This is a genomic window from Paraburkholderia sp. 32, assembly GCF_050435345.1.
Taxonomy (GTDB): Bacteria; Pseudomonadota; Gammaproteobacteria; order Burkholderiales; family Burkholderiaceae; genus Paraburkholderia; species Paraburkholderia tuberum.
The window spans coordinates 1950122-1964327 of the sequence record NZ_JBNDKD010000003.1; the positions used below are offsets into that span (position 1 = coordinate 1950122).

Sequence of the window (14206 nt, forward strand, 5' to 3'; positions counted from 1 at the left end):
CTCACACCTTCTGTTCCTGAGCGAGTCGAACCGGCACACCGCCGATCGAACCCGCGCCCATCGTAATCACCACATCGCCGTCGCGCACCACCGTGGACAGCGCGTCCGGCACTTCATCCACCGTATCGACAAACACCGGCTCGACCTTGCCCGCGACGCGCAGCGCGCGCGCCAATGCGCGGCCGTCGGCGGCGACGATCGGCGCTTCGCCGGCCGCATAGACTTCGGTCAGCACGAGCGCGTCGACGGTCGACAGCACTTTCACGAAATCCTCGAAGCAATCACGCGTGCGCGTGAAGCGGTGCGGCTGGAACGCCAGCACCAGACGCCGGCTCGGAAATGCGCCGCGCGCCGCCGCCAACGTGGCGGCCATTTCGACCGGGTGGTGACCGTAGTCGTCCACCAGCGTGTAGGAGCCCGCGGCCTGGCCGTCGCTGAGAACCGGCACTTCGCCATAGCGTTGGAAGCGTCGGCCGACGCCGTTGAAATCCGCGAGCGCTCGCTGGATATCGGCATCTTTCACTTCGAGTTCAGTCGCAATTGCAATTGCGGCCAACGCGTTCTGCACGTTGTGCTCGCCCGGCAGGTTCAACGTGACGTCGAGCGGCGCCGCGTCTTCGCGCATTACGGTGAAATGCATGCGGCCTTCGCGAGCTTCGACGTTGACCGCGCGCACCTGCGCATCGGCCGCGAAACCGTAGCGGATGATCGGCTTCGACACGAACGGCAGGATCTCCTTCACGTTCGGATCGTCGACGCACAGCACCGCGATGCCGTAGAACGGCAAACGGTGCGTGAATTCGATGAAGGCCTGCTTCAGACGCGCGAAGTCGTGACCATAGGTGTCCATATGATCGGCGTCGATGTTCGTGATGACCTCGATCACCGGGAACAGGTTCAGGAACGACGCGTCCGATTCGTCCGCCTCGGCGACGATGAAGTCGCCGGTGCCGAGGCGCGCATTCGCGCCCGCGCTGATCAGCCGGCCGCCGATCACGAAGGTCGGATCGAGCCCGCCCGCGGCGAGCACGCTCGCGACCAGCGACGTGGTCGTGGTCTTGCCGTGCGTGCCGGCAATCGCGATGCCCTGCTTCAGACGCATCAACTCCGCGAGCATCACCGCGCGCGGCACGATCGGAATGCGGCGATGACGCGCGGCCAGCACTTCCGGGTTGTCGCTGCGCACCGCGGTCGACACCACCACCGCGTTCGCGCCTTCGATGTTCTCCGCCGCGTGCCCGATCGAAATGCGCGCGCCGAGCCCGGCGAGGCGCTCGGTGACCGCGTTGCCCGACAGGTCCGAGCCGCTCACCTGATAGCCGAGATTGACGAGCACTTCGGCGATGCCGCTCATGCCCACGCCGCCGATGCCGACGAAATGAATGTGTTTGACGATGTGTTTCATTGCTTTCCTTCTGGGCTCACGCCCGCCATCGAACCCGCAGCCGCCACCGTCGCGCAGATCTGCGCGACCTGTTCGGTGGCATCCGGTTTCGCGAGCGAGCGCGAACGCTCCGCCATTTCCGCGAGACTTTCCCGCGTCTGGCTGCGCAACCAGTCGGCGAGCTTTTCCGCCGACAGATCGCGTTGTTGTACGACCAGCGCCGCGCCGTTGTCGGCGAGGAACGCTGCATTAGTGGTCTGGTGATCGTCGACCGCGTACGGGAACGGCACGAACAGCGCCGCGACGCCGACCGCCGAGATCTCCGACACGGTCATCGCGCCCGAGCGGCAGATCACCAGATCGGCTGCTTCGTAGGCGCTCGTCATGTCGTCGATGAACGGCACGAGCGAGACGTCCGCACCAGCCTGCAAACCAGCCGCCGCGTAGTTCTCGCGCAGCGCGTCGATATGCTTCGCGCCCGCCTGATGCACGATGCGCGGTCTCTCGTTGGAGCCAAGCAGCGCGACGGCGCGCGGCACGACTTCGTTCAACGCCGCGGCGCCGAGACTGCCGCCCACGACGAGCATGTTCAGCGGACCATTACGCTGCGCGTAGCGTGCTTTGGGTGGATTCGCCCGCGCAAGTTCCTCGCGAATCGGATTACCGGTCCATTCGCTGTGCGGCAGCGCATTCGGAAATGCGACCAGCACGCGCTTCGCGAGCTTCGCGAGCACCTTGTTGGCGAGACCCGCGATCGAATTCTGTTCGTGCAGCACGAGCGGCCGGCCGCTCAGCGCGGTCATCAGACCGGCCGGGAACGTGATGTAGCCGCCCATGCCGAGCACGACGTCGGGCTTCACGCGACGCAGCACGCTCAAACTCTGCGTGCACGCGCGCAGCAGATTCACCGGCAGCATCAGCTTGGTCTTCAGACCCTTGCCGCGCACGCCGCCGAAGCGCAGGTACTCCATTGGAATGCCGTGCTTCGGTACCAGCGTCGCTTCCATGCCCGCGGGGTTGCCGAGCCACACGACTTTCCAGCCCCACGCCTGCATCAGATGTGCGACCGCGAGCCCCGGGAACACATGTCCCCCGGTGCCGCCGGCCATCACCATCAGCGTGCGTTGTGGCAGAGCCGTCATACCTTGCCCCCGCGCATCAACACCCGGTTCTCATAGTCGACCCGCATCAGCACCGCGATCGCCACGCAGTTCAACAAAATGCCCGAGCCGCCGTAACTGACGAGCGGCAACGTCAGGCCCTTGGTCGGCAGTAGGCCGAGGTTCACGCCCATGTTGATGAAGGTCTGCGCGCCGAACCATATGCCGACGCCCTTCGCGACCAGACCCGCGAACGTGCGATCGAGCGCGAGCGCCTGGCGGCCGATCTCGAACGAACGGCGCACGATCCAGTAGAACATCAGGATCACGACGAGCACGCCGACGAAACCCAGCTCCTCGCCGATCACCGCGAGAATGAAGTCGGTATGCGCTTCCGGCAGATAGTTGAGCTTCTCGACGCTGCCGCCGAGACCGACGCCGAACCACTCGCCGCGCCCGAACGCGATCAGCGAGTGCGTCAGCTGATATGCCTTGCCCTGCGCGTAGCGATCGTCCCACGGATCGAGGTAGGCGAAAATCCGCTCGCGACGCCACGGCGACGCCCACACCAGCAACGTGAACGTGCCCACCGCGGTCGCGACGAGGCCGCCAAACAGCTTGCCGTTCACACCGCCGAGGAACAGCACGCCCATCGCGATCGCCGCGATCACCATGAACGCGCCCATGTCCGGCTCGAGCAGCAGCAGCATGCCGACGAGACCGACCGCGACGGCCATCGGCAGAAAGCCCTTGGCGAAGCTGTGCATGTATTCCTGCTTGCGCACCGTGTAGTTCGCCGCGTAGATCGTCACCGCGAGCTTCATGATTTCCGACGGCTGCATGTTCGTGATGCCGAGCGGAATCCAGCGGCGCGCGCCGTTCACGCCCTTGCCGACGTGCGGGATCAGCACGATCACGAGCGCGACGAGCGATATCAGGAAGAGCTTCGGTGCGTACTTGTCCCACGTCGAAATCGGAATGCGGAACGACGCGACGCCGACCGCCGCGCCCATCAGCACGAAGATGATCTGGCGCACGAGGAACGCCCAATCGCGATACGACGCGTACTTCGGCGAATCGGGCATCGCGATCGACGCCGAGTACACCATCACGACGCCGAGCCCGAGCAGCGCGACGACGACCCACAGCAGCGAGTGGTCGTAGTCGAGCATGCGCGAGCGCAGCGGCCGCACGCCGTTGACCGCGCTCGCGAGACCGCTGCCGCCCGTGCGGGTGGACGTGCGCGCCGCGGCGCCGTTGCCGCCGGAGGGTTCGCGCGAGCCGAAACGTTCCGACCAGCTCATATCATCGTCCCCCGTTCGGCCGCGATATCTTCGACCGTGCTGCGGAATACCGCCGCGCGGTGTGCGTAACCCTTGAACATGTCGAAGCTCGCGCACGCGGGCGACAGCAGCACCGCGTCGCCGGGCTGCGCGAGCGCGGTGGCCGCGCGCGTCGCGTCTTCAAGAGTCGCGTGATCGGTCATCGCGACGCCGCAATGTTCGAGCGCCGCGCGAATCTGCGGCGCATCGCGGCCGATCAGCATCACCGCGCGGCACCAGCGCATCACCGGTGCGGCGAGCGGCTCGAACTCCTGACCCTTGCCGTCGCCGCCGGCGATCAGCACGACGCGCTGCGCGAGACCGTCGAGCGCGGCGACCGTCGCGCCGACGTTGGTGCCCTTGCTGTCGTCCACATAGTCGATGCCGTCGATCGACGCGATCAGTTCCACGCGATGCGGCTCGCCGCGATATTCGCGCAGGCCGTGCAAAAGCGGCGCGCCGGGCAGGCCGATCGCGCGTGCGAGCGCGTACGCGGCCAACGCGTTGGCCGCGTTGTGCAGGCCACGGATGTGCAGTGCGTCGGCGGGCATCAGACGCTTCAACGCGATGTCGGGCGTTGCGGCTGCTTCGTTCTTGCGACGGCGCTTCGGCGTCGGCGCCCCGAAGGAAGTCCCCTTGGGGGACTCGTCGCTCGCGTCGCGATCTTGCGCTTCGACGAGCCACACCATGCCGTTGTCGCGCAGGAGGCCATAGTCACCGTCGTTCTTCGGCTCGGTCACGCCGAACGTGACGACCTCCGCGTCGCCGCTGGCGGGCGCGAGCGCCATCACGCGTGCGTCGTCGCGGTTCAGCACGCGCACCGTCCGTGTACCGAAGATGCGGCCCTTCGCGGCTGCGTACGCATCGAGTCCGCCGTGCCAGTCCAGATGATCCTGCGTGATGTTAAGCACGGCGGCCGCGTCCGGCGTAAACGTATGCGAGGTCTCCAGCTGGAAGCTCGACAGTTCGAGCACCCACACGTCGGGCAGCGCGGTCTGGTCGATCGCTTCGGAGAGCTTGTCGAGCAGCGACGGGCTGATGTTGCCCGCCACCGCGACCTTCTTGCCCGCGCGTTCGCACAGCAAGCCGGCGAGACTCGTCGTCGTGGTCTTGCCGTTCGTGCCGGTGATCGCGATCACCTTCGGCGCGTAGCCGGACTCGCCGAGTGTGCGCAGCGCCTGCGAGAACAGTTCGAGTTCGCCCCACACCGGGATGCCCTGCTCGCGCGCCGCCGTGACCAGCGGCAGCAGATCGGCGGCCAGCGGCGACAGTCCCGGGCTGATCGCGACCAGCTCGACGCCTTCGAGCAGCACCGGCGAAAACGGACCGCCGACGAAATCGGCGTCGACGCCATGCGCTTCGAGCGCGGACAGATTCGGCGGCACTTCGCGCGTATCGGCCACGCGCAGCCGACAGCCGTGCCTGGCGCACCAGCGCGCCATCGCGAGACCGGATTCACCCAGTCCCAGCACGAGCACCATCGGCTTTTGCCGATCCCGAAACTTCTCGCCGAACATCGCCTGCTTCCTTAAATACTGCTGCTTAACGCAATTTGAGCGTGGACAAACCGAACAGGCACAACATCAACGTGATGATCCAGAAACGCACGACCACCTGCGTTTCCTTCCAGCCCGACAATTCGAAATGGTGATGCAGCGGTGCCATCTTGAAGAGCCGCCGCCCTTCGCCGTAACGGCGCTTCGTGTATTTGAACCACGTGACCTGCAACATCACCGACAGCGTTTCCGCGACGAAAATGCCGCCCATGATGAACAGCACGATTTCCTGACGCACGATCACCGCGACCGTGCCGAGCGCGCCGCCGAGCGCGAGCGCGCCGACGTCGCCCATGAACATCTGCGCCGGGTGCGTGTTGAACCACAAAAACGCGAGACCCGCGCCGCCCATCGCCGAACAGAAGATCAGCAATTCGCCGGCGCCGGGAATATGCGGGAACAGCAGGTATTTCGAGTAGACCGAGCTGCCCATCACGTACGCGAACACACCGAGCGACGCGCCGACCAGCACGACCGGCATGATCACGAGGCCATCGAGGCCGTCGGTCAGGTTCACCGCGTTGCTCGCGCCGACGATCACCAGATACGTGAGCACGATGAAGCCCCACACGCCGAGCGGATAGGTCATCGACTTGAAGAACGGCAACAGCAGGTCGGCGCGCGCGGGCAGGCCCATCGACAGACCGCTGCGCACCCACGCCATGAACAGGTCGAACACGCGCACGTTGCTCGCCTCGGACACGCTGAACGCGAGATAAACCGCCGCGAACAGGCCGATCACCGATTGCCAGAAATACTTCTCGCGCGATGACATGCCGCGCGGGTCCTTGTAGACGACCTTGCGGTAATCGTCGACCCAGCCGATCACGCCGAAGCCGAACGTGACGAGCATCACGATCCAGATGAAGCGGTTGGTCAGATCGGCCCACAGCAGCGTGGCCACGGCGATGCCGAGCAGGATCAGCACGCCGCCCATCGTCGGCGTGCCCGATTTGACGAGGTGAGTTTGCGGACCGTCCTTGCGAACGGCCTGGCCGACCTTCATCGCGGTCAGCTTGCGAATGACCGCCGGGCCGCAGACGAGCCCGATCAACAACGCGGTGATGGTCGCCATCACCGCGCGAAACGTCAGATAACTGAACACGCGCAAGAAGCTTGCGTCATTCTGCAGCCATTGCGCCAGCGCCAGTAGCATGCCTGGATCCTTCTATTTCAATGTGCAGCGGGCGTCGTGCCCGCGGCGTTGGGTTGTGGACTCGTAACGGCGTCCACCACGCGCTCCATCTGCATGAAGCGCGAGCCTTTCACGAGAAGCGTTGCGGCAGCGCCGAAGCCGGCCTGCTGCAGTTGCGCGACCAGTGCGCCGACATCGGCGACGTGGTGCGCGCCCGCGCCGTATGCGGTGCAGGCGTCGCGCGAGGCGTCGCCCAACGCATACAGCGCGTCGATACCGCTCTCTTTCGCATACGCGCCGATTTCGCGGTGAAACGCCGGGCCGTTGTCGCCGACTTCGCCCATGTCGCCCATCACGAGCACACGCGGCGATTCACGTGACGCGAGCACGTCGATCGCGGCGCGCATCGAATCGGGATTCGCGTTGTAGGTGTCGTCGATCACGGTTGCGCCCGCGAGCGTGCCGAGCACGGCCTGCTTGACCTGCAGACGGCCCTTCACCGCGCCGAACGATTCGAGGCCGCGCTGGATCGCGTCGAGCGACACGCCCGCTGCCAACGCCGCCGAGGTCGCCGCGAGCGCGTTGTGTGCGTTGTGATTGCCGAGCACCTGCAGCGTGACGTCGAGATGGCCTTGCGGCGTGTCGATACTCAAACGCTTGCCGTCGAACCTGCCCTTCACCGCGGCTTCGGTCGTGCTCTCCGCGCTGTTCAACGCGAAATCGATGATGCGACTGCCGGTCGCGGCGACGCGCCAGATGCTCGCGTATGCGTCGTCGGCGGGGAATACCGCCGTGCCTTCCGGCGACAGCGCGTGAATCACGCTCGCGTGTTCGAGCGCGACCGCCTCGACGGTCGCCATGAATTCCTGGTGCTCGCGCTGCGCGTTGTTGACGACGGCAACCGTCGGCTCGGCGAGTTTCGCGAGCAGTTCGGTTTCGCCAGGATGGTTCATGCCGAGCTCGACCACCGCGAGCCGATGCGCGGCATGCAGACGGAACAGCGTGAGCGGAAGGCCGATGTCGTTGTTGAAATTGCCCGCGGTCGCAAGACGCGCATCCGCGCCGACCGCGGCCGCGAAGATCGAGGCGATCATTTCCTTGACCGTGGTCTTGCCGTTGCTGCCCGTGACCGCGACGAGCGGCAGGTCGAACTGACGACGCCAGCCGCGCGCGAGCGCGCCGAGCGCTTCGCGCGTATCGGCGACGCGGATCGCGGGCACGCTCCAGCTATCCGGCGTGCGCGCGACGAGCACCGCCGCGACGTTGCGCTCGGCCACTTGCGGCAGGAAGTCGTGCGCGTCGAAACGGTCGCCCTTGATCGCGATGAACAGATCGCCGGGGCCGGCGCTGCGGCTGTCGGTCGACACGCGCTCGAAGCGCACGCTGTCGTCGCCGGTGACGCTCGCGCCGGGGATCTGCGCGGCGGCTGCACGTAGCGAGAACATGTTCATTCGCCACCTCCGCGTGTTTGTGTGGCGCGCGCGGCGAGTGCGAGGCGGGCGTGGTCCTGATCGGAGAAAGCGCGTTTCTTGCCCATGATTTCCTGTGTGGCTTCGTGCCCCTTGCCGGCCAGCACGATCACGTCTTCGCGCGCGGCGCCGCGGATCGCCTGCAGGATCGCGCTCGCGCGGTCCTCGATGCGGCGCGCCTTCGACGCTTCCTGCATGCCCGCGGCAATTTGCTCGATGATTGCGAGCGGATCCTCGCTGCGCGGGTTGTCGCTCGTCACGACGACGTTGTCCGCCAGCCGCTCGGCGATCGCGCCCATCAGCGGACGCTTGGTCGCATCGCGGTCGCCGCCGCAGCCGAACATGCAGACGAGTTCGCCGCCGCGCGCGGTCGCGATCGGCCGCAGTGCTTCGAGCGTCTTTTCGAGCGCATCGGGTGTGTGCGCGTAGTCGATCACGACGAGTGGCTCGTCGTTCTGCAGACGGCCGCCCAGACGCTGCATGCGGCCGTTCACCGGTTCGAGCTTCGCGAGTTCGGCGAGCGCCGCGTCGAACGGCACGTCGGCGGCGAGCAGCACGCCGAGTACCGCGAGCAGATTGCCGACATTGAAGAGGCCGAGCGTTTGCACTTCGACTTCGGCGTTGCCCCAGTCCGAGGTGCTCAGATGAAACGCGGTGCCGGTCGCGGTGGCATGCACGTTCGATGCAGTGAGCCACGCGTCGGCTTGCGGTGTGCCGTCAGCGTTGGCGTCGCCATGCTCGCCCTCGATGCCATACGCGATCGTGCGCGCGTGACTACGCGTGCTCGCGAGCAAACGCCGGCCGGCGGCATCGTCGCGATTGATCACGGCCGCGCGCAGCTCGGGCCAGGCGAACAGACGCACCTTGGCGGCTTCATAGGCCTCGAACGTGCCGTGATAGTCGAGATGGTCCTGCGTCAGGTTCGTGAACACCGCGATGTCGAAAGCGGTGCCGTTCACGCGCCCCTGGTGCAGCGCATGCGACGACACTTCCATCGCCACCGCCTGCGCGCCCGCGTCGCGCAATTGCGCGAGGCTGCGTTGCAATTGCGGTGCGTCGGGCGTCGTGAAGCCGGTGTGCACGAGTTGGCCGACGAGCCCTGTGCCGAGCGTGCCGACGATCGCGCAGCGCATGCCGCGCGCGGACAGCGCCGCGGCGACCCACTGGCTGCACGAGGTCTTGCCGTTCGTGCCGGTGATGCCGACCGCGAGCATCGCGTCGCTCGGATCGCGATACCACGCGCTCGCGATCATGCCGGCGAGTTCGTTCAACGCCGGCACCGCATGTGCGGCGGCCGCGTCGAGCGTGCCGCTGAAACCTTCGGGTTGCACGAGCACGGCGGCCGCACCGCGCTTGATGGCCGCGTCGATGAATGCGCGGTTGTCCGCGCCATCGACCGCGTACGCGAAGAACGCGTCGCCGGCCGCGAGCGAGCGCGTGTCGGCGTGCAGATGCGCGCCTGGCTGCACGTGCGCGTGCAGCCAGGCGAGGGCGTCGGCGATCTGCCGGTGCGCTGGATGTTGCTCGCGCAGCGCGCTCATCGCTCGACTCCTGGATGATTTTTCGGGGTGGCGGAAATGGTCATCCTCTTCACGCCGGGGCTCGTCGACAGCTTCTTCACCACGGGCGGCGTGGCCGGCGCGCCGGGCGCGGGCGGCGCCGAATCGTCGGACACGACCATCTGCTTGACGGGCATGTCGGGCGGCACGTTCAGCGCGCGCAGCGTATCCCCGGCGATGCCCGAAAACACCGGGCCCGACACCTGGCCGCCGAAGTGGCTACCGGCCGTCGGCTCGTCGACCGACACCGCAACGACGATGCGCGGATTCGGCATCGGCGCCATGCCGACGAACGAGGCGCGATATTTGGAGTGGTCGTAGCCGTGCGGACCGTGCTTGTACGCGGTACCGCTCTTGCCGCCGACGCGATAGCCGGGCACCGCCGCATCCGGCGACGTGCCTTGCGGCGACACCACGGTTTCGAGCATCGCGCGCACTTCACGCGCGGTGGTCGGCGAGAAGATCTGCGGACCGGTGGCCGGCGGGTCGCCCGGCGTGTGGAAAATCGTCACCGGCATGATTTCGCCGTCGTGCGCGATCGCGGTGTACGCGCGGCCGAGCTGGAACAGCGACACCGACAGGCCATAGCCGTACGACATCGTCGCCTGCTCGATACGGCGCCAGCTCTTCCACGGACGCAGACGGCCCGCCGCCGCGCCCGGAAAGCCGACCTTCGGTGCCTGGCCGAGACCGATGCTGGTGTACATGTTCCACATCTCTTCGGGCCGCAACTGCATCGCGATTTTGGTCGCGCCGATGTTGCTCGACTTCTGGATCACGCCGCCGACCGTCAGCACGCCGAAGCCGCTGTCGTCGGTAATCGGCGCGCCGTCGAGTACGAAGTGGCCGTTGCCCGTATCTACCAGTGTAGTCGGCGTCACCCGGTGCAGATCGAGGGCGAGCGACACCGTGAACGGCTTCATGATCGAACCCGGCTCGAACGTGTCGGTCAGGATGCGGTTGCGCAGCTGGTCGCCGGTCAGGTGCGAGCGGTCGTTCGGGTTGTAGGTCGGGTAATTGACGAGCGCGAGCACTTCGCCAGTGCGCACGTCGATCACCATCGCCGCGCCGGCCTTCGCCTTGAATTTCTCGACGGCCGCTTTCAGGTTCGTATAGGCGATGTACTGGATCTTGCTGTCGATCGACAGATCGACGTCCTTGCCGTTGTGCGGCACGACCTGTTCGTCGACGTCCTCGATGATGTGGCCCATCCGGTCCTTGATCACGCGACGGCTGCCCGACATGCCCGCGAGCAGCTTCTGGTCGCCGAGCTCGACGCCTTCCTGGCCCTCGTCCTCGACGTTCGTGAAGCCGATCAGGTGAGCGGTGATCTCGCCTTCCGGATAGAAGCGCTTGTACTCGTCGCGCGAGTAAATGCCGGGGATGTCGAGCGCCGCGACTTTTTCTGCGACGTCGACCGGCACCTGGCGCTTCACGTAGACGAAGGTCTTGTCTTCCGACAGCTTCGAGCGCAATTCCCTAGTGGTCATGCCGAGCAGTTTGCCGAGCGCGTCGAGCTTGTCGGCGCCGAGGTCGTCGGGCACCGATTCGGGAATCGCCCAGATTGCGCGCACCGGCAGACTCGTGGCGAGCACGAGACCGTTGCGGTCGAGAATCTTGCCGCGCGTGGCCGGCATGTCGATGCGGCGCTGATAGCGGATCTCGCCCTGCTTCAGATAGAACGCGTTGCCCGGGCCCTGAATCCAGAACGCGCGCGCGGCGAGCGCGACGAACGCCATGAACAGCAGGAACACGACGAGCTTCGAGCGCCACATCGGCAGGCGCACCGACAGAATCGGATTGGCCGAAAACGCAACGCTCTTGTGGGCCGACGATTTTTTCATCGCGTGGCTCCGCGACGGGTCGCGACCGGCGCCGAGGCCGGCGCGGAAGTCGGAATGGGTGCGTCGATCGCCGTCGCGGCGCCCGGGGCGAGCGTCAGGTACTGGGTGCGGCCGGTGGTGACCGATTGCATCTTCAGCGAGGCGGTGGCGAGCTGCTCGATGCGCGACGTTTTGGACAGCGCGCTCTGCTGATATTGAAGCTGCGAATAGTCCTGCTGCAGCTGACGCTCCTGCGACTGCGCGCGCTGCAGCTGAATAAAGATCTGACGCTGCTGATTGGTCGCGTTGACGACCGACAAGGCACAAGCCATCACGATGATCAGCAGGAAAATATTGAGGCGGTTCATGGCGCGATCCGCTCCGCCACGCGCATCACGGCAGAACGGGCGCGCGGGTTGCCGGCGACCTCAGCGTCGCTCGCGAAGACGCGGCCGATGATCTTGAGCGGAGGGCTCGGCAGGTCGACCGCGCGGATCGGCAGACGGCGATCCACCGCCGGCGCGCTCGCGTGCGCCTGCATGAATCGCTTGACGATCCGGTCCTCGAGCGAATGAAAGCTGATGACCACCAGCCGCCCCCCTTGCTCCAACAACGACAACGCTGCGTCTAGAACGACTTGCAGCTCCGCAAGCTCTTGATTGACGTGAATCCGTATAGCCTGAAAGGTGCGGGTTGCCGGGTCCTTGCCCTTCTCACGGGTTTTGACGACGTTAGCCACGATTTGGGCAAGCTCGCCCGTGCTGACGAGAGGCCCAAGACGGTCGGACTCTGCCCGGCGAGCAACAAGCGCCTTTGCAATCTGAAAAGCAAACCGTTCTTCCCCATAATCTCGTATCACCTCCGTCAATTCCTGCACCGTGGCCCGCGCGAGCCAGTCAGCGGCGGACTCGCCGCGCGTCGGGTCCATCCGCATGTCGAGCGGGCCGTCGGCGCGGAAGCTGAAGCCCCGCTCCGGATCGTCGACTTGCGGCGACGACACGCCCAGATCCAGCAACACCCCCGACACACGCCCTACCCCGCGCTCCGCCATCGCGGCGCGCAGTGAAGCAAAACTCTCGTGGACGATGGCAAAGCGCGGATCGGCGATCTTCTGCGCCGTCGCGATCGCGAGCGGATCTTTATCGAACGCGATCAGCCGCCCTGCTTCACCGAGCCGTTCCAGCAAGAGGCGGCTATGGCCGCCACGGCCGAACGTGCCGTCCACATACGTGCCGTCGGCGCGCGTGACCAGCGCATCGACCGCTTCGTTCAACAGCACCGTGCGATGCTGCAATTCGTTTCCCATCGCAGAAGCCATATAAATAAGCCGCGATCAGAACGTGAAATCTTTCAACGCGTCGGGCATGCCCTCGGCGATCGCCGCCTGTTCCTTCGCGGCGTAGATCTGTGCATCCCACAGCTCGAAATGGCGGCCCATGCCGAGCAAGGTCACTTCTTTCTCCAGCGAGCCAGCCGCTCGCAACTCCGGCGACACGAGCACACGGCCTGCGCCGTCCATATCCACATCCATTGCATTGCCGAGAAAAATGCGTTTCCACCAGGCGGCGTTCATGGGCAGCTTGTCGACCTTGTCACGGAAGATTTCCCATTCGGGGCGCGGAAAGAGCAACAGGCAGCCGTCCGGGTGCTTGGTGATCGTCACCCGGCCCTCTGCCTGTGTTTGCAGCGCATCCCGATAACGAGAGGGAATCGACATCCGCCCTTTCGCATCGAGCGTCAGCGCCGACGCCCCTTGGAACACTTCGCTCTCCCCTATTGCGGCGCTGTTTGCGCCGCCCGCCCGGTCCGTGAAAATCTACCCGAAAGTGGTGCCGAGAACACACAAAAATACACTTTCTCACACTGTCTCCCACTTTAGAGGAACGCTAAACACGGGTCAAGGGAGCGGCGCGCTTTTCGAGCGGATTTTGTTTGCTAGAACAAGGACTTAGCGCGACTCCTTCACGTCCAGCATAAAACAGAAAACCGTTATAAATGAAAGGGCTAGTGCAACTTGTGAAGGTGATACGTGAAATGTGCGAGGAAACAGCGCGAATTGAAAGAGATCGTCAAGGGATTCTGAAAGGGAAGAGGCGGCGTCGCCCGGACCGACGACGAACGGGGCGCGCGGCGCCGTCTCGCTTGCGAAAATGCGTTCAGCGATGGCTGAGGCGATACGTGCGGTGCTCCGGTTAGCGAAGCGAAGCGGGTGAAACGCTCATATGTAATAGGCGGTGCGCGTCATCACCTTCGACATCGCACGCATCAACGCGCGTGCAGGAAACGGCAATTCGATGCCGCCCGCGTCCATCGCGGCCTTGCCGTGCTGCGCTTCATCGACGCGCATCTGCTCGACGATCGCGCGCGATTCATGGTCCGCGGCGGGGAGCTGATCGAGATGACTGTCGAGATGCTGCTCGACCTGGCGCTCCGTTTCGGCCATGAAGCCAAGACTCACGCGATCGCCGAGACGTCCCGCGGCGAGACCGATCGCGAGCGCGCCGGTGTACCACAGCGGATTGAGCAGACTCGGACGCGAGTCGAGCGCCTGGAGGCGTTTGGCGGTCCACGCCAGATGATCCTCTTCTTCCGACGCGGCGTGATCGAACATGGCGCGCAATGAAGGTGAGCCGGTGGCGAGTTTCTGCGCCTGGTAAAGCGCCTGCGCGCACACTTCGCCGACGTGGTTCACACGCATCAAACCCGCCGCATGCGCGCGCTCCGCGGGCGAGAGTTCGGGAGCTTCGGCCGTCGCCGCGAAAGCCTGCGGAAGCGGCAGCGGACGGCTCATCCGCGAGACCCCCGTCAGTGAGCGTAAACCCCGATCAAACTCGCCAATCAACTCGTCCAGCAACATA

Annotated in this window: 12 protein-coding genes; all 12 read right to left on the reverse strand. The window is 65.6% G+C overall.

Going from position 1 to position 14206, the window contains the following annotated elements:
• Position 1: 1 nt before the first annotated feature.
• On the reverse strand, positions 2-1405 hold the full coding sequence (gene murC, locus OKW26_RS31740; protein WP_429356194.1) for a UDP-N-acetylmuramate--L-alanine ligase: 1404 nt from the start codon (positions 1403-1405) through the stop codon (positions 2-4).
• A complete protein-coding gene (gene murG, locus OKW26_RS31745) occupies positions 1402-2526 on the reverse strand; it encodes an undecaprenyldiphospho-muramoylpentapeptide beta-N-acetylglucosaminyltransferase (protein ID WP_429356195.1) in 1125 nt (374 codons plus the stop codon). The genes murC and murG overlap by 4 nt, the downstream gene beginning before the upstream one ends.
• Positions 2523-3788 carry a putative lipid II flippase FtsW gene (gene ftsW, locus OKW26_RS31750; RefSeq protein ID WP_184066909.1) on the reverse strand — a complete coding sequence of 422 codons (1266 nt, stop codon included), beginning with the start codon at positions 3786-3788 and terminating at the stop codon, positions 2523-2525. Before ftsW ends, murG begins: the two co-directional genes overlap by 4 nt.
• Positions 3785-5323, reverse strand: a complete 1539-nt coding sequence (murD, locus tag OKW26_RS31755) for a UDP-N-acetylmuramoyl-L-alanine--D-glutamate ligase (RefSeq protein ID WP_429356196.1) — start codon at positions 5321-5323, stop codon at positions 3785-3787. Before murD ends, ftsW begins: the two co-directional genes overlap by 4 nt.
• A 25-nt stretch (positions 5324-5348) precedes the next feature.
• Complete coding sequence (gene mraY, locus OKW26_RS31760; protein ID WP_184058581.1) at positions 5349-6518, reverse strand: phospho-N-acetylmuramoyl-pentapeptide-transferase; 1170 nt, start codon at positions 6516-6518, stop codon at positions 5349-5351.
• A gap of 17 nt (positions 6519-6535) precedes the next feature.
• Positions 6536-7948 (reverse strand): UDP-N-acetylmuramoyl-tripeptide--D-alanyl-D-alanine ligase, encoded by a 1413-nt coding sequence (locus OKW26_RS31765; RefSeq protein ID WP_429356197.1) that lies wholly within the window; start codon positions 7946-7948, stop codon positions 6536-6538.
• Positions 7945-9507, reverse strand: coding sequence for a UDP-N-acetylmuramoyl-L-alanyl-D-glutamate--2,6-diaminopimelate ligase (locus OKW26_RS31770; protein ID WP_429356198.1), 1563 nt, complete (start codon positions 9505-9507; stop codon positions 7945-7947). Before OKW26_RS31770 ends, OKW26_RS31765 begins: the two co-directional genes overlap by 4 nt.
• Positions 9504-11369 (reverse strand): peptidoglycan D,D-transpeptidase FtsI family protein, encoded by a 1866-nt coding sequence (locus OKW26_RS31775; protein ID WP_184058587.1) that lies wholly within the window; start codon positions 11367-11369, stop codon positions 9504-9506. The genes OKW26_RS31770 and OKW26_RS31775 overlap by 4 nt, the downstream gene beginning before the upstream one ends.
• A complete protein-coding gene (ftsL, locus tag OKW26_RS31780; protein WP_429356199.1) occupies positions 11366-11716 on the reverse strand; it encodes a cell division protein FtsL in 351 nt (116 codons plus the stop codon). The genes OKW26_RS31775 and ftsL overlap by 4 nt, the downstream gene beginning before the upstream one ends.
• Positions 11713-12666, reverse strand: coding sequence for a 16S rRNA (cytosine(1402)-N(4))-methyltransferase RsmH (rsmH, locus tag OKW26_RS31785; protein WP_429356200.1), 954 nt, complete (start codon positions 12664-12666; stop codon positions 11713-11715). Before rsmH ends, ftsL begins: the two co-directional genes overlap by 4 nt.
• Before the next feature lie 15 nt (positions 12667-12681).
• Positions 12682-13110: a division/cell wall cluster transcriptional repressor MraZ gene (gene mraZ / locus OKW26_RS31790; RefSeq protein WP_013090620.1), complete on the reverse strand. Its 429-nt coding sequence runs from the start codon at positions 13108-13110 to the stop codon at positions 12682-12684.
• Positions 13111-13566: 456 nt separating this feature from the next.
• Positions 13567-14205 carry a 2-polyprenyl-3-methyl-6-methoxy-1,4-benzoquinone monooxygenase gene (coq7, locus tag OKW26_RS31795; RefSeq protein WP_429357145.1) on the reverse strand — a complete coding sequence of 213 codons (639 nt, stop codon included), beginning with the start codon at positions 14203-14205 and terminating at the stop codon, positions 13567-13569.
• Between the last annotated feature and the right edge of the window lies 1 nt (position 14206).